Annotated in this window: 19 protein-coding genes and 1 pseudogene; all 20 read right to left on the minus strand. The window is 35.8% G+C overall.

Going from position 1 to position 23,035, the window contains the following annotated elements:
- Positions 1-36 precede the first annotated feature (36 nt).
- The 20 genes and pseudogenes from HMPREF2846_RS14800 to ftsL all read right to left on the minus strand — a co-directional run bounded on the left by HMPREF2846_RS14800 (position 37) and on the right by ftsL (position 23,015).
- Positions 37-396 carry a hypothetical protein gene (locus HMPREF2846_RS14800; RefSeq protein WP_256274775.1) on the minus strand — a complete coding sequence of 120 codons (360 nt, stop codon included), beginning with the start codon at positions 394-396 and terminating at the stop codon, positions 37-39.
- Positions 397-417: 21 nt separating this feature from the next.
- Positions 418-4,071 (minus strand): annotated as a pseudogene (gene cas9 / locus HMPREF2846_RS11215) (type II CRISPR RNA-guided endonuclease Cas9).
- 257 nt (positions 4,072-4,328) lie between these two features.
- A complete protein-coding gene (locus HMPREF2846_RS11220) occupies positions 4,329-5,246 on the minus strand; it encodes an RluA family pseudouridine synthase (protein WP_070626661.1) in 918 nt (305 codons plus the stop codon).
- Between the two features lie 12 nt (positions 5,247-5,258).
- A complete protein-coding gene (gene lspA / locus HMPREF2846_RS11225) occupies positions 5,259-5,741 on the minus strand; it encodes a signal peptidase II (protein ID WP_002480607.1) in 483 nt (160 codons plus the stop codon).
- Positions 5,742-5,870: 129 nt separating this feature from the next.
- Positions 5,871-6,356: a CHAP domain-containing protein gene (locus HMPREF2846_RS11230; protein WP_070626662.1), complete on the minus strand. Its 486-nt coding sequence runs from the start codon at positions 6,354-6,356 to the stop codon at positions 5,871-5,873.
- 6 nt (positions 6,357-6,362) lie between these two features.
- Complete coding sequence (locus HMPREF2846_RS11235) at positions 6,363-7,157, minus strand: VOC family protein (protein ID WP_002480605.1); 795 nt, start codon at positions 7,155-7,157, stop codon at positions 6,363-6,365.
- 178 nt (positions 7,158-7,335) lie between these two features.
- The gene (gene ileS, locus HMPREF2846_RS11240; RefSeq protein ID WP_057511002.1) at positions 7,336-10,083 is read right to left on the minus strand and encodes an isoleucine--tRNA ligase; all 2,748 of its coding nucleotides are present in this window, start codon (positions 10,081-10,083) and stop codon (positions 7,336-7,338) included.
- 234 nt (positions 10,084-10,317) lie between these two features.
- Positions 10,318-10,932, minus strand: coding sequence for a DivIVA domain-containing protein (locus tag HMPREF2846_RS11245; RefSeq protein WP_023015769.1), 615 nt, complete (start codon positions 10,930-10,932; stop codon positions 10,318-10,320).
- A 26-nt stretch (positions 10,933-10,958) separates the two neighbouring features.
- A complete protein-coding gene (locus tag HMPREF2846_RS11250) occupies positions 10,959-11,732 on the minus strand; it encodes a YlmH family RNA-binding protein (RefSeq protein WP_070626663.1) in 774 nt (257 codons plus the stop codon).
- A 71-nt stretch (positions 11,733-11,803) separates the two neighbouring features.
- Positions 11,804-12,097 carry a YggT family protein gene (locus tag HMPREF2846_RS11255; RefSeq protein ID WP_002480600.1) on the minus strand — a complete coding sequence of 98 codons (294 nt, stop codon included), beginning with the start codon at positions 12,095-12,097 and terminating at the stop codon, positions 11,804-11,806.
- Between the two features lie 11 nt (positions 12,098-12,108).
- Positions 12,109-12,711, minus strand: a complete 603-nt coding sequence (locus HMPREF2846_RS11260) for a cell division protein SepF (protein ID WP_002480599.1) — start codon at positions 12,709-12,711, stop codon at positions 12,109-12,111.
- A gap of 5 nt (positions 12,712-12,716) precedes the next feature.
- The gene (locus tag HMPREF2846_RS11265; protein ID WP_002480598.1) at positions 12,717-13,391 is read right to left on the minus strand and encodes a YggS family pyridoxal phosphate-dependent enzyme; all 675 of its coding nucleotides are present in this window, start codon (positions 13,389-13,391) and stop codon (positions 12,717-12,719) included.
- Positions 13,392-13,410: 19 nt separating this feature from the next.
- Positions 13,411-14,199, minus strand: a complete 789-nt coding sequence (pgeF, locus tag HMPREF2846_RS11270; RefSeq protein WP_070626664.1) for a peptidoglycan editing factor PgeF — start codon at positions 14,197-14,199, stop codon at positions 13,411-13,413.
- A 222-nt stretch (positions 14,200-14,421) separates the two neighbouring features.
- On the minus strand, positions 14,422-15,588 hold the full coding sequence (gene ftsZ / locus HMPREF2846_RS11275) for a cell division protein FtsZ (protein WP_002480596.1): 1,167 nt from the start codon (positions 15,586-15,588) through the stop codon (positions 14,422-14,424).
- Between the two features lie 29 nt (positions 15,589-15,617).
- Positions 15,618-17,036, minus strand: a complete 1,419-nt coding sequence (gene ftsA, locus HMPREF2846_RS11280) for a cell division protein FtsA (RefSeq protein ID WP_070626665.1) — start codon at positions 17,034-17,036, stop codon at positions 15,618-15,620.
- 102 nt (positions 17,037-17,138) lie between these two features.
- Complete coding sequence (locus HMPREF2846_RS11285) at positions 17,139-18,068, minus strand: cell division protein FtsQ/DivIB (RefSeq protein WP_057510999.1); 930 nt, start codon at positions 18,066-18,068, stop codon at positions 17,139-17,141.
- Between the two features lie 14 nt (positions 18,069-18,082).
- Positions 18,083-19,432, minus strand: coding sequence for a UDP-N-acetylmuramoyl-L-alanine--D-glutamate ligase (gene murD / locus HMPREF2846_RS11290; RefSeq protein ID WP_070626666.1), 1,350 nt, complete (start codon positions 19,430-19,432; stop codon positions 18,083-18,085).
- A 3-nt stretch (positions 19,433-19,435) separates the two neighbouring features.
- Positions 19,436-20,401, minus strand: coding sequence for a phospho-N-acetylmuramoyl-pentapeptide-transferase (gene mraY, locus HMPREF2846_RS11295; protein WP_002480592.1), 966 nt, complete (start codon positions 20,399-20,401; stop codon positions 19,436-19,438).
- A gap of 81 nt (positions 20,402-20,482) precedes the next feature.
- Positions 20,483-22,636 carry a penicillin-binding protein gene (locus tag HMPREF2846_RS11300; protein WP_070626667.1) on the minus strand — a complete coding sequence of 718 codons (2,154 nt, stop codon included), beginning with the start codon at positions 22,634-22,636 and terminating at the stop codon, positions 20,483-20,485.
- Positions 22,617-23,015: a cell division protein FtsL gene (gene ftsL, locus HMPREF2846_RS11305; protein WP_023015775.1), complete on the minus strand. Its 399-nt coding sequence runs from the start codon at positions 23,013-23,015 to the stop codon at positions 22,617-22,619. The genes HMPREF2846_RS11300 and ftsL overlap by 20 nt, the downstream gene beginning before the upstream one ends.
- Between the last annotated feature and the right edge of the window lie 20 nt (positions 23,016-23,035).

Consider the following 23,035-nt stretch of genomic DNA (forward strand, 5'->3'; position numbering starts at 1 on the left):
AAGGACAACTTTGATTCTTTAGTAATTATGACAGTCCTAAAGCTCATTTTTAGACTCCGCTAATTTGAAAATAGATTTAGGTTTAGTTGTTTTTAAACCCGTAATAGATTTATATTGTATTTCAGCATTATTTTTAGTATCTATAAATGTGTTTGGCGTTTGTCCATTCCATCGTATCTTTAATTCTTTTGATCTCTCAGCTGAGACTTTAGTCATCTTCAAAACTTCTAATATAGATTGAGTCATTGAGTCGTTAGACTTTTCTGTATTGTTAAACAGATTTTTTATTAAGTTAACCTTTCTATCTCTAGATTGTAATCCAATACTATTTCTGAACTCTTCAATAACTTTTTCTGCAAACTGATTATAAAACTCTACTTTTTCTTGTTCTGTCATATTATTATATGGACTTAATGCCTATTTTATTTTACGTTGCATTGCGATATCAAACTCTAATTGTTTACCATTAATGCGTTCATATGCAGAAACAAATAAGAATGGATGTCCATTGACAAGAAGTGTATCGCCCTTATTAATACTAAATAGATATTGTACTTTTTTAATGTCTAATTTAGGAAATGCTTTTCGAACAATTTTCAATGCACGTGTATTCATATCTACATCAGCATTATTTACATATTCAAATACCGTTTCATTAAATACGCCGTAACCTATTAACTCTTGATCTTTTTTAACATAAGTGTAGCTAACTACAATACCACGTTTATTTTTCATTTCTTTATAAATAGCTGTTTTATTTTTATCCGAGTCATACTGTGCAGTCGTATTTTTAGGAGAAAAAGCACTTTGTTTATAGAATGCACTTTCTGTACTTTCTACTTTTCTTGAATAATTGAACTTAAAATTATCTAAGTCAAATATCAATTTAGAAATCATACCTTCCCCATGTTCATTAACATAGTTTTCCATACGCTTAAACAGGAAGAATTCTCTTTTCTTATTATTCTCAGTGAATTCACCCAATTGTCTCCATTTTTCACGCACTTTTTCCCACTTGAAGTTAAATTCAAATAAATTAACTTTAGGATAAAAGACACGAGCAGCTTGATATACGAAACCATTTAAATACGCATCTACCGCATGATGCCAATCGTTAAGTTGACGAATTTTAGGTATATCAAATTTACGTCTTAATTCAGAAACGACGTTTGCTTTCATAGGAACGACAGTAGTTGATGGATATTCTTCTGTTAAGAAGTCACTTACATGAGAAATAATCTGTCTTGTTTCAACAAGTTGTCTTTAAATAAAACCTTCTTTATCCAAATCATTAAATTCTTTCTTCATTAATTTTGAAAGCTTACTACTGCTAATTAGGTCGTTTTCATATAGCATCTTCCAAAATGGAACAAGTACATGATTATCAAAAATTTCCAGCGGCATTTTATCGCCTGATTTTTTCTGGTTAGCACTTTGTATAACAAGCACTTTATTGTTAATACTATCGTCCTTTACAAATGTTCTCGGTAAAATATGATCTATTTCATAGAGTTGATTATTCGTATCTGACATTAATCTTTCTAAATCTATCGGCTTCTTGGTATACATACATTTACCGTTTTGATGAATATAAAGCCATAATTTAGGATTAGAAAAATCTAAATCAGGATAATCTTTTAGTTCTTCAAACAAACCTTTGAACTCTTTATTTCGTTTTAGGTTATTCTTTTTAACCAAATCATCCCAAAGTTCGCTACGTGACTTTTGGCGTTTACCTTTTACTTGATCTTCTGTCGCAAATTCAATAATAATTTTCTCTGGTGCACCAAATAAATCGCTAATTTCTCTTACCATTTTTATAGCGTTCCAAATACCCTTTTTAAGTGCTGGAGAAGTTCTTAATTCAGCAACATCTTTATAAGAAATTTTAGCATTTTTTACCTTATTACTATTTTTAATGAAACAAACAAATCCTAAAGTTTTATCTGTGATAATTTCCATAAAGTTATTTTCTGTACTATACATCAAATCTATTAAAGAACGACCATTCACTTCTTTAGTTAGTAATTTTTCACTTAGTCTTCCCCATCCAGAATAATTCAGTTTAACAATTTGATTAAGTTGTTTCTCAGTAATATTTGGATACTTTTCACCAATTTTCTGTTTCAATATCGCTTTATCTTCAAAGATTGTAATTCATAAAACTAACTCTTCAATCATCTGTCTTTTATTTTCAACAGAACCAAAAATAGCTTTCATATCATTATAAGTAGAGAGTTTTGACGCAAATTTAGAATCATTTTGCGTACCAAACACTTTTAATTTTTGACCACTTGTTTTGTTTAAAGTATTTCTATGTTCAGAGTTTTGTAGTAAAGTGATTAAATCTTTATGCGTGACATTCTTTTTCTTTTGGAACAGATTATGATAAAAAAATTGTTTAACTTTAGGATCAAGTCTATGGATTCTATGCTTAGGTTCATTTTCTCCCCTAAGTTGCACATTATTAAGTTCATTGAGTACTTCCATCTCTTGGTATAACAGACTGTGTTTTGGTAATACATCTTCTTCTAACAAATAAGTACACTTACTTGTCATACGTCTGATGAATTTTTCAGCACTCTTAGATTTATCAATAACTTTGTCAAAGTTCCATGGTAAAGTTTGTTCATCTGATTTACGAATCATCCATGCAAAATCAGATTGTCCATTTTTATTAGTGAGCGGACCTACATAGTATGGAATTCTAAATGAAATTAAATTGATAACTTTACCAATCATCTCTTCAGTAATTTCAGGATAATATCTTTGTTGATTTCTAAGTATATTTTCCGCTTCAAACACATTATTTTGATACGGTATACTCGCATTATCCGTAGTATTTTGGACCACTAAGAACTTTTGTTCATCTATTAAATTTAAAACCTCAGTATATTCTTTAGGTACTAACCCTTTTAAGTCTTTCATCAATTTCGCATACTGATCTTTAGGATGAATTAAATATTGATCAAATTTAGATAGCTTCTCGAAATTTTTCGCATCAGGGTTTTCTTGATATGCTCTCATATCTTCTTTACTTGTCACGAAAAACTCATGATATTTATCATACTTATTTTGATAAACGATATCTTTAATTAACTTCAATTGATTTTTGAAAATCTTATAATCTCTCACTTTGGCTGCAGAGATACTTGTTGCACCTTTTAATATTCTGTCTAACATAATACCCATAAAGAACGTATTAGCCGACTCAATAAAATTCAGTTGTTCGTCTGTAAGAAACTCTGATAAATTTTCATAATAATCATCAGATAACGAAATTGCATCACTACCTGTAGCACTTTCTTTTATATCTTCTGCATTTTCCATATTTTCAAATAAAATACTTTGCTTAAATTTAAGGCCAACTAACATTTTAAATAGCTCTGCATGAGTTTTTGACACATTTCTCTTTAATTCTTTAGATTTATCATTTCTTGTTAACTGATCATCTTTTAAAGTATCAACAATCACGTTAATATCTTTATTGGAAATAGAGTCTTCATATGGATTAATACTTTGATATTGTTCTAACAGCTCTGATAGTTGTGCTTCATTATCAACAGTTTTTCCTTTATCAAAACTTAAATTATTAAATAAGAAATGACCACGGTACTTAACTAAGTGGTAAAGCGCTAAAAAAATTAATTCTGGTTCAAATTTCTTTTCGGGATGGTTCTGAATGTCTTGTTGTAAATGATAAATTGTAGGATAAGTTTTAGGATTCTTCCCTAAAGTTTTTAAGACTTCAGATAAACTGCGATGTTTAAAATCCTCATTTGAATTTTTCCATTTATGCAAGTTTAATAATTGGTAAAAATTAGGATTCTTTACTAATGGTGCTAAAACTTCCTGTAATAATCCAAGACGTTTAATTCTTCTATTTTTACGTCTTCTACTTGTTCTAAATCCACGCCTTTCAGCTGCTGTATCTGCACATTCAAATGTAAGCACACCTATCGCATCTTTATCATGGTATTTTAAAATATTAAAATCTAAATCCATACAAGCATAACCAATACTTGCTGTTCCAATGTCTAAGCTAAGAATATATGGGTTTGTTTTCTTCATGTCATCACCTGTTGTCGTAATAATTTATATAAATTATCTCAAAATTCTTTTATTTTATAAAGGCCTATGTTAAGATGTAATAGAAGTTTACTTCATTCTAAAAGATCACAAATAAGTTAAAACAAGCTTAAAGCGAAAATGTAGCTTAAATGCTAACGTCTTACTGTGTCAGTAAGACTTTTTTTATGCAAAAAATCCCTTGAAACGAACACTTTCATTTCAAGGGATTTTCTATTAAATATTAAGTTTACTTTTATTTACGCATCTCTTGTACGAATATCTTCAAGGATTTCCTCAAAGTAATCTGGAAGAGGTGCTTTTCTTTCGATATATTCACCAGTTACTGGATGTGTGAAGCCGATGACTCCTGCGTGTAGGGCTTGGCCACCGATGTCCATTGTTTTTTTCGGTCCGTATTTTGGGTCGCCAACTAATGGGTAACCGATGTATTTCATATGTACACGAATTTGGTGTGTACGTCCTGTTTCAAGTTCACATTCTACTAATGTGTAGTTGTTAAAGTGTTCTAGCACATTGAAGTGTGTAATCGCATCTTTACCATCATCAACAACATCCATAGCTTGACGGTCTACTTTATTACGGCCGATTGGCGCATCGATTGTGCCATAGTCATGTGGAATATTACCATGAACTAATGCCGTATATTTACGCGTTACAGTTTTGTCCATGAGTTGTTCAACTAAACCTCTATGCGCAATATCGTTTTTCGCAACCATTAATAAACCTGATGTATCTTTATCGATACGGTGGACAATACCAGGTCTGATTTCACCGTTAATGCCGCTTAAATCTTTGATTTGATACATTAAGCCATTTACAAGTGTTCCACTGTAATGACCTGGTGAGGGATGCACAACCATACCTTTAGGTTTATAAACAATTGCCACATCTTCATCTTCATAATAAATATCTAAGTCCAAATTTTCAGGTTGAATATCCGCTTCAACCGTCTCCTTCTCCGTCACTTGAACTTGATCATTCTTCTTCATTTTATAATTCGCCTTCACAACTTTTTGATTCACTTCAACTAAGCCTTCTTTAATCCAATCTTGGATTTGGCTACGTGACCAATCAGAGTTTTGTTCAGGCAAGAATTTATCTATACGTTGACCAACGTGTTCATCTTCTGTAATCTTAAAATCAAATTGAGTCATTTCAACACTCCTTTACTTCACTTTATTTTTCTTCGAATCAAACAACAACAAAATCAAAATTAAAATGACACCTACAGTCAAACTAGAATCCGCAACATTAAAGATTGGGAAATCATAACCGAAAATATACGTATCAATAAAATCGACCACTTCACCATTTTTCATACGATCGATGAAATTACCTAACGCACCAGCAAATAATAAACTGATTGCCATCTGCATCCAGAAATGACCTCTTGCTTCTTTAACGTAGAAATAAGTAAGTAACCCTAATACAATAATCGTAACTAAAAAGAAAAAGCCCATTTTGCCGCTGAGTATTCCCCAAGCAGCGCCTGTATTACGGTGAGAGGTGATGTTTAAAAATCCTGGAATGACTGAATATGAGTCGCCTACTGACATTGTTTTAACAATATATGCTTTAGTAAATTGATCTAAAATCAGTACCGCTAAGGTCACAAATAACGTGGCACCGATGAAATATGATTTTCTCATGTCTTCCTCCTTGAAGCAGCCAGCTCATCTATTGTGTTATCACAATGATGCATACTGACCTTTCACTTCTTCATAACAACATTGTATATTATAACAAATTGCCAGTAGAACAGATACTAAAATTATCAATTAAGCTTCTTTAGTATCTTGTGTCTTTGGATTCTCTTTTGGATGAATATAATGATAGTTTTGAACTTGTTGTGGTTGAATCGTACGTGAAGTCACTTTATGAGGCCCAACGTAATTCATTTCAGTCACATATAATGAACCATCATCATTCACATGTTCAATGTATGCGACATGACCTTCTTCACCTCTTGGTGATTGTAAGAGTGATGAGGCTTTAGGTTGTTGATTCACTGTGTAACCCGCTTCTTCAGCTTTGTCTGCCCAGTACTTCGCATCTCCCCAACTTTTACCAATCATATTACCGTCATCTTTGACTTTCTCAAACACATAATCCGTACATTCTCCATCATCGTACGGATTAAATGCCATAGGATCAGGTTTCATCTGTTCTATATAATGTTCAATCTCATCTTGATGGTCGACTGCCACATATGTTGATCCACCAAGGACGACCAACATAACACCTGTTGAAATTAGTTTTTTCAATGATTATCAAACTCCTAGATAATTAAATCGAAATGCGATACCGTCCGGTCCTTTTAGCCAAGTATGTGTCGTCTCTGGATAATGGAAATCTACTAATGTTAAACCATACGTATCATCATTTTCCATCCGCTGCATACTAGACATCCAATGATTGACAGCTAAAGTATGATGATAACCGTTTGATGACATAAAGAGTGATGATTTATTCACAAAAGAAGATTCTTCTAATCCAAAGTGTGCTAAGTAATAATCTTTCACTTCAGAAATACGTACCGTCTTCAAATGTAAATTACCAATCATACTGTCATCTGGAATACCTTGCCATCCATCACGTGAACGTAAGTTCATTAGTTTAGAGGCATATAAATGTCTTGTATCCATAATCACACGATTCTCTTTATCAAAATCCCAGGTTTCTTCCGGTTGGTCCGCATAAAATTCAAAGCCATTACCTTCAGGGTCTGTAAAATATAATGACGTACTGACATTATGTTCCGCACCATTTAACGGAATTTCATGTTCCGTTAAGTGGGCCATTAAATCCGCTAAATGCGCGTGCGAACCTAAGCGAATACCGATATGAAATAATCCTGCTTCTGATACTAATGGCTCTCTGCCATCATCTATTTGATGTAAGGTAATGCGATGTTTTGAATCTCCTACTTCATATTGAATAGAAGTATACGTTTCATTAATCACATTAAATCCTAATATCTCTTCATAAAAGTGTTTTAAGTTTTCTTTATCTCTCACATTTAACGTCACACCATTGACGTAATGTTTTTCTCCTAATTGACGCAATGCCGTCGCTCCTTTCTGTCTATTTTCATTGACGTTCCATAAGCGTATTACTCATTATACCGAGTTTTCGACTCAATTACTCAGGATTGGCTCACAGTCTATACATTGAAAAAAGCACTCTGAGGGTTAGTCAGAGTGCTTCATTTTTACTTTAAGCTTTATTTTAACAATGTGTGACTTATAAAGTTTCTACAACTGCTTGGCAACGTGGGCATAAGTGATCTAAGCCGTTTGCTGAACCAAGTTCAGTGCTGTAGTTCCAGCATCTTTCACATTTTTCACCGTCAGCGTGAACAACTTTGATGTCGCCGTGATAGTATTCAGTACCATCTTCAACTTTATCTTCTACTTCCACTTGTGACACGATGAATAATTGTTGTAAGTTTTCAAAGTCTTTTAAGAAGCTAGTCGCATCGAAGTGTTCATTGCTTCCGATGATCACTTTCGCTTCTAATGATTTACCGATAACTTTGTCGTTACGTGCACTTTCTAAAGCACGGTTCACATCGTCACGTAATTTCATGAATGTGTTCCATTTTTCAAGTAATGCTGTGTCTGGTTCAACCACTTTAGGCATATTTGCTAAATGTACACTTTCTTCTTCTACGTGAGGGATATATGACCAAACTTCTTCAGCTGTATGCGCTAAGATTGGTGCTAATAATTTAGTCATGTCGACTAAGATTTGGTAAAGTACTGTCTGCATACTACGACGTTTTGGTGAATCTTGTTTTTCGATATATAAGATATCTTTACCGTAATCTAAGTAGAAGTTACTTAATTCAACGTTGATGAAGTTTTGAACTTCTTGATAGATGTTTAAGTAGTCGAAGTTATCGTAGTGTTTGATGATATTCGCTGTGAATTCACGTAAACGATTTAATAAATAACGATCGACTTCTAATAAGTCCGCTTCATCCAACGCATCTGTGCTTGGATTAAAGTCATTAACGTTACCTAACATGAAACGTAATGTGTTACGGATTTTACGATAAACATCCGCAGTTTGTTTTAAGATTTCATCAGAGATACGTACGTCAGATAAGTAGTCTACACTGCTCACCCATAGACGTGCGATATCTGCACCTTTTTGTTTTACGATTTGATCAGGAACGATAACGTTACCTAATGATTTACTCATTTTCTTACCTTCTCCGTCCATTACGAAACCATGTGAAAGTAAGAATTTATATGGTGATTGACCACGTGTCGCAACTGAAGTTGTGATAGAAGAGTTGAACCAACCACGATATTGGTCACTACCTTCTAAGTAAAGGTCAGCTGGGAATGATAATTCCGGACGTGTTTCTAATACACCACGGTGTGATGAACCTGAGTCGAACCATACGTCCATGATGTCTTCTTCTTTTGTGAATTCACCATTTGGACTGCCTGGATGTGTGAAGCCTTCAGGTAATAAGTCTTTCGCTTCACGGTCGAACCATACATTTGAACCATATTTTTCAAATAAGTTCGCTACATGATAGATGACTTCTTTATCCATGATGATGTCGCCATTTTCAGCGTAGAAGACTGGAAGTGGTACACCCCATACACGTTGACGTGAGATAACCCATTCGCCACGGTCACGGATCATGTTATAGATACGTGTTTTACCCCAGTCGACTTTGAAGTGTGTTTCTTCAATTGCGTCTAAGATATCTTGACGTACTTTACTGATTGAAGCGAACCATTGTGGTGTCGCACGGAAGATAACCGGTTTTTTCGTACGCCAGTCATGTGGATAACTATGTGTGATGAATTGTAATTTTAATAAAGAACCATTTTCTTTAAGTAAGTCTGTGACAGCTTTATTTGCTTTGTCATAGAACATACCTTCGAATTGGCCGCCTTCTTCAGTGAAGACCCCTTTATCATCTAATGGGCTGATAACAGGTAAACCATATTTTTGTCCGACAATATAGTCATCTTCCCCGTGTCCAGGTGCTGTATGAACCGCACCAGTACCAGCATCAGTTGTAACGTGTAAGCCGTTGATAACTAATGATACACGATCAACAAATGGATGTTGTGTTTCAACATATTCTAATTCTTTACCTGTGAATGTTTTTTCAAGTTCGATTGCGTCTTTATCCCAATCTAATGCTTCAGCAACTTCTTCTACTAAGTCAGTACCTACAACATATTTTTCACCATTCACTTTATATTGACCATATTTCAATTCTGGGTGAACTGTGATCGCAACGTTTGAAGGTAATGTCCAAGGTGTAGTTGTCCAGATAATGAATTTCGCATCTTCATCTACAACACCTTTGCCGTCTTTAACGTCAAATGCCACATAGATAGATGGTGAACGTTTATCATGATATTCGATTTCCGCTTCAGCTAATGATGATTCACTTGATGGTGACCAGTAAACTGGTTTTTTACCTTTATAGATTAAACCACGGTCAGCCATTTCACCGAATAAACGGATTTGTGCTGCTTCATATTCAGGTTTTAATGTGATGTATGGATCGTTGAAGTCACCATTCACACCTAAACGTTTGAAGTCTTTCTTTTGAATATCGATTTGTTCTAAAGCGAATTCCTTACATAATTCACGGAATTCAGATACAGGCATTTCTTTACGCTTAACACCTTTTTTCGTTAACGCTTGTTCAATTGGTAAACCATGCGTATCCCAACCAGGAACATAAGGTGAATAGTAACCTTGCATTGATTTATAACGTACGATAAAGTCTTTTAAAATTTTATTTAAGGCATGTCCCATGTGCAAGTTACCGTTCGCATACGGTGGGCCATCATGTAAAATATAAGTTTCATTTCCCTTATTTTTTTCTAAGATTTTATGGTATAAATCTTGTTCGTCCCATTGTTTTTGGATTTCTGGTTCTTTCTTTGGTAATCCCCCTCGCATTGGGAAGTCTGTTTTCGGCATCAATAGCGTTTCTTTGTAGTTCATTAATTTTCACTCCTTAAAATATAAAAAAGAACTCTAAGTTCAATTAACAGGGACGATTAACCGCGGTACCACCCTGATTAACTCAACTTAGAGTTCTCTTCATTCTTACCTATATGATTGGATAAAACAGTGATATAAGAATTAAACATATATTAGGCTCGCACCATCCCTAACTCGCTGTTATGTTGATATGTTCACTTAATTCTTACGCGTCTGTTTTACAAAATTCAATTATTATTTTTGTTCTTTATCTGCTTCGTTTTGTGCTGGTGTGCCGTCTTGTGCTTCAGCTTGTTGCGCTTGTGCTTGTTGTTTCTCTTGTTCAGTCACATCATTTTGATGTAAATGTTGGAAGTTTTCTTCAGTGACTTGTTGTGCATCTAAGTCATAGTTTAATAAGTAATCCCAATCATCATTCTTCAATAAATCTAACTGAGCTTCCACTAACATGCGGAAACGAGAACGGAAAATCTTAGATTGACGTTTCATATCTTCTGTTTGGAAAGATAAACGTCTTGCTTTTTCCACACCGTCATTCACAATACGATCTGCTTCAGCTTTTGCTTTCGCAATAATCGCTTCTGCTTCTTTTGTCGCAGCCATTTTTGTTTCTTGGCTTGCTGATTGTGCTTGAACTAAAGCGTCACTTACTGATTGTTGTACTTCTTTGTACGCTTTTAAGTTATTTTCTTTTTCTTCTACAACTGTTTCAAGTTGTTTTTTCTGTTCTTTTAAATGTTCAATTTCTTGACTGAGTTGGCTTAAATAATCAGCGACTTCAGTGGGTTCAAGGCCATTCTTAATTCTAGAAAATTCTTTGTTTTTAATTTCATTCGGTGTAAAAGACATCTTATATTGTCCTCCTTAATCATACACTATTTGAATAAAGTTTCATATACTATGCGCAGTTTGTCTTTCTTTGTTTTATGACCGATTTCAGTCACTCTCGCACGGCCATGTCCTTGTATCGACAGCAAATCTCCAGGTTCTAGTTGGAAATCTGGACGTTCAATAATTGTATGATTCACTTTGATACGTTTCTTTTCAATATATTGTTTCGCAATTGAACGTGATTTACGAATCATTTCCTTCAACACAACATCTAAGCGCATTGCGCTGACCGTTGCTTGATGGAGCGTCCAATCCTCTTTTGATTGTATCATATCTTCTAGTGGTACTTCATGCAGTTTGACCGGTACACCCTTGATTCGCTTTAATTCCAACATTATATACGATTTAATATTCTTTGTCAAAATAAACTGAATTTTATCGCCTACAATAATATCACCGAGTTGATCGCGTTCAATACTGAATGACATCAACGTTCCAAGCACATTACGATGATCAATTGACGCAAACTTTTCAGGATACTCTAAATCAAACAGCACCAGCTCAAAATCTTCTTCAGTCGGTTCAAAGTAATCTGGCGCAATCACTGCACGCTTACGTTCACTAGATGGACTGCCGCCATTAAATGAAACCTGTAAATCATCGAAGCTATTGACGATGACTTCTAAAATATATTGTGCTCTTGGATCTAGAAAGTGTGTTAACACCGGCGCATAATTGCGTTCTGCTTGTTGTACTTTATCCATCAACATTGTGATGATAGGTTGTTCTTCTCTTCTAAAGTGTTGATATATATCTATGTGAATTCACCCCTGACAAAAGAAAAAGGCAGCCTGATTCCAATGAAATTCGGCATACCTTTCATGATTTATTAAACTAATTGTTGCAGAATCAGTACGAATATTGCATGTAAGCCTCTTTGGAAGAATATCAACACAAAGATAGCGGCTAAACTTGAGATATCAATCATACCGATTGGCGGGATAATTTTACGAAATGGTGCTAAAAACGGTTCGTAAATCTTACGTAGGAAACGTCCAAATGCAGAACCTTGCGCATTCGGTATCCATGACATAAAGAAGTATAAAATCATACCCCAGTAATACACTGTCAACAATATCTCTATCGCATTAAATAAGAGCGCTAAAACATTAACTAAACTCATAGCTGGTTACCTCATTCATAATCAAATTCAGACGTATCAATATCTTCTGTAATACTGCCAGCTACTTCTACGTTATCTGGTGTACATAAGAAAATATCATTACCGACACGTTGGATGTCTCCGCCGATTGCGTATACTGTTCCGCTTAAGAAATCAATAATACGTTTCGCAGAAACATTGTCAATACGTTGTAAATTGACGAGTGTCGCACGTCTGTTCTTCAACTCATCCGCAATATCTTGCGTATCTGAGAAGACACGTGGCTCGAATAAACACATTTTTGAACTTTCGTGCAAGTTCCCAGCGTTCATATTGACTACATTTCTTGAAGGGTCATTGTTTGTGTGATTAGCCATTTGATACTTCCTTTCATTGGAAGACGTCTGCAATCGATTGCTTTGTGTTTGACGTTTAGGGACAGTCTTAATTGCTCGCTGTCTTTCATTATAATAATTATTATTGTTTGTAGATTGCGTTTGCTGCGCTGTTGTAGTAGCTTGTGTTTGAGGTTCTGGTTCAGCTTGTGCAGTATTTTTTGTAGGTTGCTGACGATCAGCAACTTCCTCTTCTTCTTCTATGACAAAAAAATTGTTAAATAGGTCTTTTAAAGCCAATTGGCTCACTCCTCTTTCCCTACTAGTTTAGTACCGATTCGTACGAAGGTTGCGCCTTCTTCTGCAGCAATTTCATAATCATTACTCATGCCCATAGATAATTCAGTGCATGGCGCATAATCTAATTGTTTTGCTTGAATTTCATCACGTTTATGTCTTAATGTTTCAAAAATCTGTCTAATTTCTGCTTCATCTTCTGTATAAGGTGCCATTGTCATCAGACCCACGACTTGAATGTTCTCATATTGTTCAAGTAATTCGATAAATGCATCTACTTCTTCTAAAGCAAGACCATGTTTACTTTCTTCTTCAGAAACATTCACTTGAACAAAACATTTAACGACGTGTGATGCGCGTTTATTGATTTCTTTCGCTAAACTTTTACGGTCTAATGCATGTAAGTAATCAATGTCATCGATGACTTCTTTGACTTTACGTGATTGCAATGTACCGATAAAGTGCATTACCACGTCATCTGGCAATGCTTCACGCTTAGCTTGGAAACCTTCCAAACGATTTTCCCCAAAATGTCTGATGCCAGCATCATATGCTTCTTTAGCTCGCTCTATTGTAACATATTTTGTTACAGCAATCACGTTCGGTCTGGTGTCACGATGGACTTTCTCAAGACTTTTCGTAATATGTTCGTTGATTTGTTCTAGATTTTGTTTCACATTCATTCCAATTACTCCTTACTTCTTACTGTCCGATAAATGCCAACATACGGCCAGTCTTACTTTTTTCTACCCTATATGAAAAGAATAAGTCCAAATTCTCAGAAGTCGCATAATCTGTTACGTCAATATTTTCACTCGGTACACCTGCTCGGATAAGTAATTGACGATTCGCTTCTTTTAAATCGATGCCATGACGATCTTCGCCACGTGTGTCAATAAATGTTGATGCATCAACAGGTAAGGCTTCAAATTGCGCTTTAATGTCATCATTAATTTCATAACTATTTGAAGTCGCAGGACCTATCACAACTTGCAGATCTTTCAAATCAAAAATGATATGTTCTAAAATTTCTTCTGAAATACGGCCAACTGTACCTTTCCAACCTGCATGTGCTAATGCAATAAAATGATGTTTTGGACTATAGAAATAAACAGGTACACAATCGGCATAGCACATCGTTAATAATACATCTGAATCATATGAGTACATACCATCTACTCCATGCAAAGCATCTGTTAATGTATCAATGTTTGTATTCGCGTCATTTGTTGTCACTTCAACGACATTTGTGCCATGTGTTTGAATCGGGAAGATCCATTGTTTTCTATCATAACCGATGGCATCAGCAATGATACGTTGATGGGCATGTACATTTTCAGCAGCATCATCGATATATAATGCCATATTAAACGCGTTTTCTGGATACGGACTCTGTCCACCTTCTCTGGTAGTGAATCCTAAAGTAATCCCTTCTGATTTCGCACCCGTATCTTCTAAATAATGTGGTTGTTTGCTAAAATTCTCTGGCATAATAATCTCTCCTATTTATAGATTGATGCCTTTTAAACTAGGTTGTCAATTTAATAGTAAAGCTAATTGCGCTTATATTCAAATATATAAAAAGTGTCATCAGATCAATCGATCTGATGACACTTTAGATTATTGTTCTCACTAGACCACTCGATGACCTGTTGCATCTAATCTTGCGTGATACTATGGTTGATTGCTCAATGCAAACTTTATAGAAAGAGATTAACGTCTAGTTCTTCTTGAACGTCTTTCTTCTCTGTTTCTGATGAAGCTTGGAATATCATCTTCTTTAGTAGTGTGTGTTCTTGATTCGCTTGATGATTCAGAACTATGAGATCTTGGCGCATGACCGATACCTTCGTCGCTTGAAGCACTTGTGCTTGTTGCGCTAGATCCGAAACCTGTATTAGATTGTTTACGTGCATGAGTTGCTGGTTTGTCTTCGAAACCAGTCGCAATTACAGTAACTACGATTTCATCTTGTAATTCAGGGTTGATAACAGTACCGAAGATCATGTTTACATCTTCATCTGCTGCATCTTGTACAATGTCAGCCGCTTCTTGTGCTTCGAATAAAGATAATGATTCTCCGCCTGTAATGTTCATTAGGACACCTTGTGCACCAACGATTGATGTTTCAAGTAATGGAGAAGAAATAGCTTTTTTAGCTGCTTCAACTGCACGGTTTTCACCAGAAGAAACACCGATACCCATTAATGCAGAACCTTGGTTAGACATGATTGTCTTAACGTCTGCAAAGTCAAGGTTTACTTCACCAGATACTGCGATTAAGTCTGAGATACCTTGTACACCTTGGCGTAATACGTTATCCGCTTCTTTGAACGCTTCCATCATTGGCGTAGATTTGTCAACGATGTCTAATAAGCGGTCGTTTGGAATTACGATTAATGTATCAACAGCTGCTTTCATTGATTCTACCCCTGCAGCAGCTTGAGTTTGACGTTTACGTCCTTCGAAACTGAATGGGCGAGTTACAACACCAACTGTTAATGCACCCATTTCTTTCGCGATCTTAGCAACAACTGGTGCAGCACCTGTACCAGTACCGCCACCCATACCAGCAGTTACGAATACCATATCAGCGCCTTGGATAGCGTCTTCAATTTGCTCGCGAGATTCTTCTGCAGCTTTTTTACCAATTTCTGGGTTCGCGCCAGCACCTAAACCACGTGTTAATTTTTCACCGATTTGGATTCTGGACTCAGCTTTAGATAAGTTTAATGCTTGACCGTCAGTGTTGATTGAAATAAATTCAACATTGTTCATTCCATGGTCAATCATTCGGTTAACAGCGTTGTTACCTCCGCCGCCGACACCAATGACTTTTAACGTCGCTAAATGATTAAATCCTTGTTCAAATTCTAACATTTAAATTTCCTCCTAGTTTTAATGGGCAATCAATCAAATAGAGATTTCAATAATTTTTTAAATTTACTTTCTTCTTGTTTCTCATGAGATTGGTCTGAGTTATAATCAGTTTCTTGCTTAGTATTGTGTGTTTCTGGTGTTTCAGAAACTTCGTCTGTTTCAATTGATTCACCTGAAGCAGGTGTTTCATGAGTCGGTTTAGCTTGTTTTTTCTTGAACCAGTCGAAACCGCTTGCTTTTTCAGTATGCGTCTTAGGTTCTGACTCGATTACTTCCTCTTCAAATTCTTCATTATCATGATTACTAATTGTAACATAATCTAATAATTCATCAAAAGTGATACTGCTAGAAATCGTTGAAATTGCAGATGAGAATTCAGGTTTTCTGATTCCCATTTGTGAAGGTGTATGTATTCTTACCTTCTCATTAACCATATCTTGCAATAATTCACGAACACCTAACAAGTTTGCTGAACCGCCTGTTACCACAAATCCGCCGTTGACTTTCGTCAATCCTAATTCTTGCAGTAAATCAAAGACATTGAAGAAGATTTCTTCTACACGGGCTTCGATAATATCTGCTAAATCTTTTTGCGTGAATTGTGCATCTTCATCATTATCGATTTGTTCAACAGAGAAAACATCTTGATCTGATGCTGAGTTATAGAATGCATGACCATATTGATGTTTCACTTTTTCTGCTGTCGCATAAGATGTATTAAGGCCTTGCGCAACATCATCAGTGATATCACGTCCGCCCATTTCGAATGAATCAGCGTCAACTAACTCGCCGCGTTCGAAGAATGCTACTTGCGTTAAATCTTGGCCAATGTCAATCACACATGCGCCTAACTCTTTCTCAGTCGGCGTCAAGATTGAGCCATAGTTGTATGCATCAGAATAAACATCTAATACATCCACACCGCAAGCTTCTACACATTTAATCAAGTTGACAAGAATTGATTTTTGAATCGCAATAACACCTGATTCAACTTTTAACGAATGTCTTGCAATCAATTCTTTCGGATCAGAAACTTCGTTGTCGCCATCTACGATGAAACGAATTGGGAATGTATCCACCACTTCAGTTTCTTCAACGTCGTTTTTATCTCTGATGCCTTCTAACACAGTTTCAATGTGTCTTCCGTTTATTTCAGTATCTTCATAAAATTCGATTTCATTGGTTTCATCATAAACTTCAGTAGCGACAATCGGCAATTTCAAGAATACTTCTTTAATATCAACGCCTGACGCGATTGAAGCTTTCTTAATTGTATCTTTAACAGCTTGTTTAGCTAAATCGAAATCATCGATCAAGCCATTCTTAATTCCGCTTGTATAGGTTTGTCCTGTACCTATCACATTAATTCCATTATGAAATTTTTCGCCTACTATTGTTTTTACACTAGATGAACCAATATCTACACTTACATAGTAATGTTCCTCCATAGATAGGCACCTCCTGACAATTTCTTTAAAAAATACACTATAGTTAGTTTACAATACGTTTCTATGGTTGTGAACTATAAACACATGATATTCAAGACTTTTTTAATTATTTGTACTACTTTCTTTCTGAGAATTATCTTTTGTTGTCTTATCGTCTTTCATTTGGTCATTAATTTTGTTCAAAGTATTCTGCAATTCATCTTTCGCTTTATCTTCCATTGCTGTACCTTCTTTCAATTTCACACTGCTGTCTGATGATGTTGATGAAGAAGATTTGTATGGAATAAATGAAGCACCGACATATAAATCAATATAACCTGATTTTTTCAGTTCACCAGAGTCATCACGTTCTAGTGCGCTGACCATTTCAGGATAATATTTTAATTTATCGGCAATCGTGCGTATATTGCCGATGACTTGAATGCCATCTTTCATATACAATCTGATTTTATTGCGGTTGTCTTTATCATCCGCATATTCTACTTCAGAAATTGATTGTCTGATTTCTGTCGGTATTTCCGATAAAGCTTGAATCATTTTATCGCGTCGTGATTCACTAAAACCTGATATCACTGGCGCATCATTCGGTACTTGTCCTTTATAATCTTTTAAAATATGATCATTTGAAAGCACTGGATGATATTTGCCCTTATCTTCTAACAATCCGACCAATTGATACTCAGAAACATTCACCTCTAAATTATTCGGCAATTTTCTCTTGATCTGTACGTCTTTAACGAAAGGATTTTCTTTCATTTTGTTGATGGCTTTCCCTTTGCCGAACATGTAGATTTTAGTATCTCTCTTTAAATCCAAAGCTTGTTTCGCTTCTTTATCAGAAAGATAATGGTTGCCTTTAACCTCTACATGGTCAATATTACTAATTGGCGTGAACATATACAATACTATCAGAATAATTAACGCTATGAGTGTTCCAAATATTATAAGTTGAACGCGCCGCTGTTTTGCTCTGCGTTTTCGGCGTTTTTCTTTTAAGTACTCTGAATCAATTTTTCGTACTTTGTCTGCCATCCATCATCACCCTCCTACTTCGAAGGGAGATGTGAACGAAAACTGTCGATGAAAACATCTCCTCGTTCTTCAAAAGTATTGTATTGATCCCAACTTGCACATGCTGGTGATAATAAGACCACATCATTTGGCTCAATAATATCTTGAACTTTCTCCACTGCGTCTTTAACATCTGTTGCACGTACCACATACTTGCCTTGGCTTTCACCAAGCTTCGTCAACTTATCTTGTGTTTCACCAAAGGTCAACATCGCACGCACATTCTTCATGTATGGAATCAATTCATCAAATCCATTTCCGCGATCTAACCCGCCGCACAACCAAATGATCGGTTGTTCGAATGAATTCAACGCAAATTGCGTTGCTAAAGTATTCGTTGCTTTCGAGTCATTATAATATTTGTTCGTTTTGTTCGAACCAATATATTGCAGACGGTGTTTGATACCTGAGAATGTTGTTAGTGTATGAATGACCGCATCAATGGAAACACCTGCTAACACTGCTGCAAGTACAGCAGCTAAAATGTTTTCTAAGTTATGTTCACCAGGAAGCACAATATCATCTTTATGAATAATACGTAAACCATTCAAGACGATATATCCGTCTTTCATATAAATGCCGTTAACTTCTTGATTTGTAGAGAAATAATATGTTTTGGCTTTTAAGCCTTCTGTTTCAATCAAATGACGTTGACTGTAATTACAAATCAAGTAGTCATCTTCAGTTTGATTTTTATAAATACGTCGTTTCGCATCACGATAGTTTTCTAAAGTACCGTGATAATCTAAGTGCGCTGAATAGATATTCGTAATAATCGCAATATGTGGACGATACGTATCGATACCAAGCAATTGGAAAGATGACAACTCAGTAATTAAGTAATCTTCAGCTTTTGCTTCTTGTGCAACTTTAGATGCTACAAAACCGATATTGCCTGAAAGCAGACCTTTTTGTCTGCTGTTGTCGAACATGTCGCCAATTAACGAAGTCGTTGTTGTTTTACCATTTGTCCCAGTTACCGCAATAATCGGTGCTTCTGAAATCAAATAACTCAATTCGACTTCCGTTAATATTTTCAAACCACGTTTTTCTGCTTCTTCAATCAATGGCACAGTATAGGGAATACCTGGATTTTTAACAATGATTGGATTGTCATCCAATAAAGATAATGGATGATGTCCCCCGATGACAGTTAAACCCATTTCTTTTAAATCTTTCGCATGCGGATCTTTGGAAAGGTCCCCGCCATCATTGACAGTAACTTCTGCACCAAGATGGTGTAGTAATTTAGCCGCTTCATATCCGCTTTTCGCTAATCCAACTACTAATACATGTTTTCCTTCTAATCCTTTATATTTAAGCATTGATTAATGCACTCCAATCCATAAACCTATCAAGCCTGTGATGAGTCCTGTAATCCAAAATACTGTCACAACTTTCCATTCATTCCAGCCGCATAATTCAAAGTGATGATGTAACGGACTCATCTTGAATATACGTTTGCCTGTCAATTTGAATGAAGCGACTTGTAAAATAACTGATAATGTTTCAGCAACAAATACAAATCCGATGAACAATAATGAAATTTCGGCGTTTAACATAATTGATACAGTTGCGATGATACCACCTAAAGCTAAGCTGCCTGTGTCTCCCATGAATACTTTTGCTGGGTTGACGTTATAGAATAAGAAACCAAGCAATGCGAAGACCATAATAATACAGAATGTACCTACTGCATGATTACCAAGCATAAAGCTCATAATCGCATACATAGAAAATGCAATGATAGATAAACCTGTCGCTAAACCATCTAAACCATCTGTTAAGTTGACCGCGTTAGAGAAGCCGACTTGCCAGAAGACAATGAAGACGACATAAACGACAGAAAGCGGAATTTGTACTGTTGTAAACGGAATGTGAATGCCTGTCGCAAAATGAATCATGTTAAATGTATCACTCAAGATAAAGAAGATAACCGCAATCGCAATTTGTGCTAAGAATTTTTGCTTACTTGTTAATCCTTGGTTATTCTTCTTCACGACAATGATGTAGTCATCGATAAAGCCGATTAAACCAAAACCGACTGTCACAAATAACAATAGAATAAACGGATTCGGATTATCTGAGAAGATAATCGCAATTATTGTTGCGACGATAATACTGATTAAGAACGTTAATCCACCCATCGTCGGTGTACCTGTTTTCTTCATGTGGCTTTTCGGGCCTTCTTCACGGATACTCTGTCCAAACTTCATCCTTTTTAATGTTGGAATCAGTATGGGTACTAATACTGCTGTAACTAAAAATGCGACAATTGCTAAAACATAAACCATATTGTTCTCCTTGTGTATCTTAATTTAATTTTATATGTAAGATGAGGGATGGATACCAAACGTATCCATCACCTCTTGATGCTAATCTGCTTGTGGTGCGGACAATTTCACTTCTACTTCTTTTTTATCTTTCAACGACGTATTCGGGCTGATAGATTGTTCAGAAACAAAGCCATTACCTTTCATTTTAACACGAATTCCTGTTAATGATTCGAAAGCTAAGACATCATCTTTACTCCAATCTTTCATATCAGGCATTGTCATGTCACCATCTGTTTTCATAAAGACTTTACTGTGCAATAATGTCTTTTCATCAGCTTGCGGTAATTGCTGTGCAACCGTATCGCCTTCACCGATGACTACTGGTTTCAAGTCTTTGTTTTTCACAGCTTCTTCAGCTTGATCCACAGTCTCGCCTGAAACATTTGGCACTTTGCCGAATGAATCTTTAGTTGCTTTTTCATTATCTTTACCGACATTTAAATACTTCAATGTGTTTTCCATAATTGGATTAAATACCGAGCTGACATTCATTTCATAAGCTTCTTGTTTATTTTTCTGAGCTAAGCTCATCCCAGCATAAACAATAATTTCAGGATTTTTGCTTGGCGCATGTCCGATAAAGCTTGAGAAGTATGGATAAGGACCTTTAACGTAACCGCCGTTTTCAGGGTCAGCTACTTGGGCAGTACCTGTTTTACCACCAATACGATACCCTTTGACTCTGAAGTTTTGCGCATGACTTTTCTTGCTGTTAACAACTAAGTCCAATTCTTTTTTCACTTTGTTCGCGGTATCTTCCGTAATTGGTTTGCCTGCAAATTCTTTCTCACCTTTATATAGTGTATCGTTTTTAACCGGATTGTCTATACTACTTACGAACCAAGGTTTAACCATGTTCCCTTTATTAAAGAATGCAGTTTGTGCTTGCAGCATTTGGATAGGAGTGACTGTTGTAGATTGTCCGAATGCTGTTGTTTTTTGTTGTAATTCATTATCCCAGGCAATACCGCCCGCTGCTTCACCATCGAACATACCGCCTGTTGGTTTACCGAAGCCGAATTTCTCATACCATGATTTCATCTTGTCAGATCCAACCATATCTTGAAGCTGCATCATCAAGGTGTTGGATGAATAAGTGAAACCAAGACTCATTGGAATTTTACCCCAACCTGTATTGTTCCAGTCAGAGATTTCAGAACCCATGATATCTCGATGACCTGATTTATATTCCTTATCTGGTTTGAACTTACCTTCTTGAATCGCTGCGGCTAAACCATACGTCTTGAAGGTAGAACCCGGTTCATACGTATTTTGATATAAGTCATTCGCCCATTTCTTACCGAAGTCTTTTCCTGTTTCAGGATTGAATGTCGGACGTTGACTGAAGGCTAAGATTTCGCCTGTATGTGCATCCATAACTACCGCAAAGGCATCTTTTGGTGCGAAACGATCATCTAATTTATTCAAGGCTTCCTCGACAAAGACTTGGATGTTTGAGTCAATCGTTAAATGCACATCATCTCCACGTTGCGGAGCTACTTCTTGTTTAGAATTTGGTGCGATATAGCCCCAAATATCATGTACATAAGATAACATCCCACGCTTACCGGATAAATAGCTGTCAAAGATTTTTTCAACACCCATGGCACCTTTTAGTTCTCCATTATCTGGATTCTTTTGTGCCATTCCAATTAAGTGAGAAGCAAAGTTTCCATTAGGATAGTAACGTTCTGTTTCAGGATATAACGCAACACCAGGCAATTTCATTTTTTCGATTTTGTCTTTTTGTTGATACGTTAAGTTGCTGCCCTTACGGCCGAACTCAACTTGGAACGCTTTTTTGTTATCTAACATTTTTTCAATTTCTTTAGGTTCCATATCGATGACAGTTGCGAGCTTCTTAGCCGTTTCTTTCTTATCAACCACATGACGTGGCTTGTCTGAACCTTCATCAGCTTTCTTACTGACAACTGCTGTCAGTTTAAAGCGTTCAACGTCTTCTGCGAGGACTTTGCCATTACGGTCATAAATCTTTCCTCGTTCTGGTTGTTGTTGTGTTTGAACTAAATATTTTTCATTGGCTTTCATCACTAAGTTTTGTCCTGAAGAATGCCCCGTCAACATGACAAAGGCATACCTTAAAACCAATAGAAAAAAGAGCAGTCCGAACAAGCTGACGAGGAGGACTGCCCCTATTTTATTTTTTTTAATTTTAATTTTTCGCTTCGGCATTATTACGCACTACCTTTACATTATCGTTCTTTAAGCTCATGCCTTGTTTTTGAGCTTTATCGTAAATGCGTTCATAAGAAGAGTTCTTTTTGATTTCTGATTTTAATGCGCTGTTCTGACTTGATTGTTGTTCGATTTTATAATCTAAATCAGCAATTTTACCCTTAGTATCATAAGCATCCATTTTTAATGAAAGTATATAAATACTGATCATTGCAATCACTGCGACTAAAGATATGTATAATACCTTCTCAAATTTAGTGAGTTGTACGACAACCTTGCGCTTAACTTTCTTAGTCGGCGATGGATTGACTTCTGGGGTTTGTCTGGCGGGTTCATATTGTTCGGTATAAGGTTCATAGATTCTTTCTACAGCCATAGCAGTTTGTCACTCTCCTA

Source organism: Staphylococcus sp. HMSC056G08 (assembly GCF_001812305.1).
Lineage (GTDB): Bacteria > Bacillota > Bacilli > Staphylococcales > Staphylococcaceae > Staphylococcus > Staphylococcus simulans.

What these genes read in the sequence shown, in the direction of transcription:
- HMPREF2846_RS11220 (WP_070626661.1), bottom strand. Translation starts at nt 5,246, where the DNA reads ATGACTCAATTTGATTTTAAGATTACAGAAGATGAACACGTTGGTCAA.
- ftsZ (WP_002480596.1), bottom strand. Translation starts at nt 15,588, where the DNA reads ATGTTAGAATTTGAACAAGGATTTAATCATTTAGCGACGTTAAAAGTC.
- HMPREF2846_RS11265 (WP_002480598.1), bottom strand. Translation starts at nt 13,391, where the DNA reads ATGAATGTGAAACAAAATCTAGAACAAATCAACGAACATATTACGAAA.
- mraY (WP_002480592.1), bottom strand. Translation starts at nt 20,401, where the DNA reads ATGGTTTATGTTTTAGCAATTGTCGCATTTTTAGTTACAGCAGTATTA.
- pgeF (WP_070626664.1), bottom strand. Translation starts at nt 14,199, where the DNA reads ATGCCAGAGAATTTTAGCAAACAACCACATTATTTAGAAGATACGGGT.
- HMPREF2846_RS11245 (WP_023015769.1), bottom strand. Translation starts at nt 10,932, where the DNA reads ATGTCTTTTACACCGAATGAAATTAAAAACAAAGAATTTTCTAGAATT.
- lspA (WP_002480607.1), bottom strand. Translation starts at nt 5,741, where the DNA reads ATGAGAAAATCATATTTCATCGGTGCCACGTTATTTGTGACCTTAGCG.
- ftsL (WP_023015775.1), bottom strand. Translation starts at nt 23,015, where the DNA reads ATGGCTGTAGAAAGAATCTATGAACCTTATACCGAACAATATGAACCC.
- ileS (WP_057511002.1), bottom strand. Translation starts at nt 10,083, where the DNA reads ATGAACTACAAAGAAACGCTATTGATGCCGAAAACAGACTTCCCAATG.
- murD (WP_070626666.1), bottom strand. Translation starts at nt 19,432, where the DNA reads ATGCTTAAATATAAAGGATTAGAAGGAAAACATGTATTAGTAGTTGGA.
- ftsA (WP_070626665.1), bottom strand. Translation starts at nt 17,036, where the DNA reads ATGGAGGAACATTACTATGTAAGTGTAGATATTGGTTCATCTAGTGTA.
- HMPREF2846_RS11285 (WP_057510999.1), bottom strand. Translation starts at nt 18,068, where the DNA reads ATGGCAGACAAAGTACGAAAAATTGATTCAGAGTACTTAAAAGAAAAA.
- HMPREF2846_RS11255 (WP_002480600.1), bottom strand. Translation starts at nt 12,097, where the DNA reads ATGAGTTTAGTTAATGTTTTAGCGCTCTTATTTAATGCGATAGAGATA.
- HMPREF2846_RS11300 (WP_070626667.1), bottom strand. Translation starts at nt 22,636, where the DNA reads ATGCCGAAGCGAAAAATTAAAATTAAAAAAAATAAAATAGGGGCAGTC.
- HMPREF2846_RS14800 (WP_256274775.1), bottom strand. Translation starts at nt 396, where the DNA reads ATGACAGAACAAGAAAAAGTAGAGTTTTATAATCAGTTTGCAGAAAAA.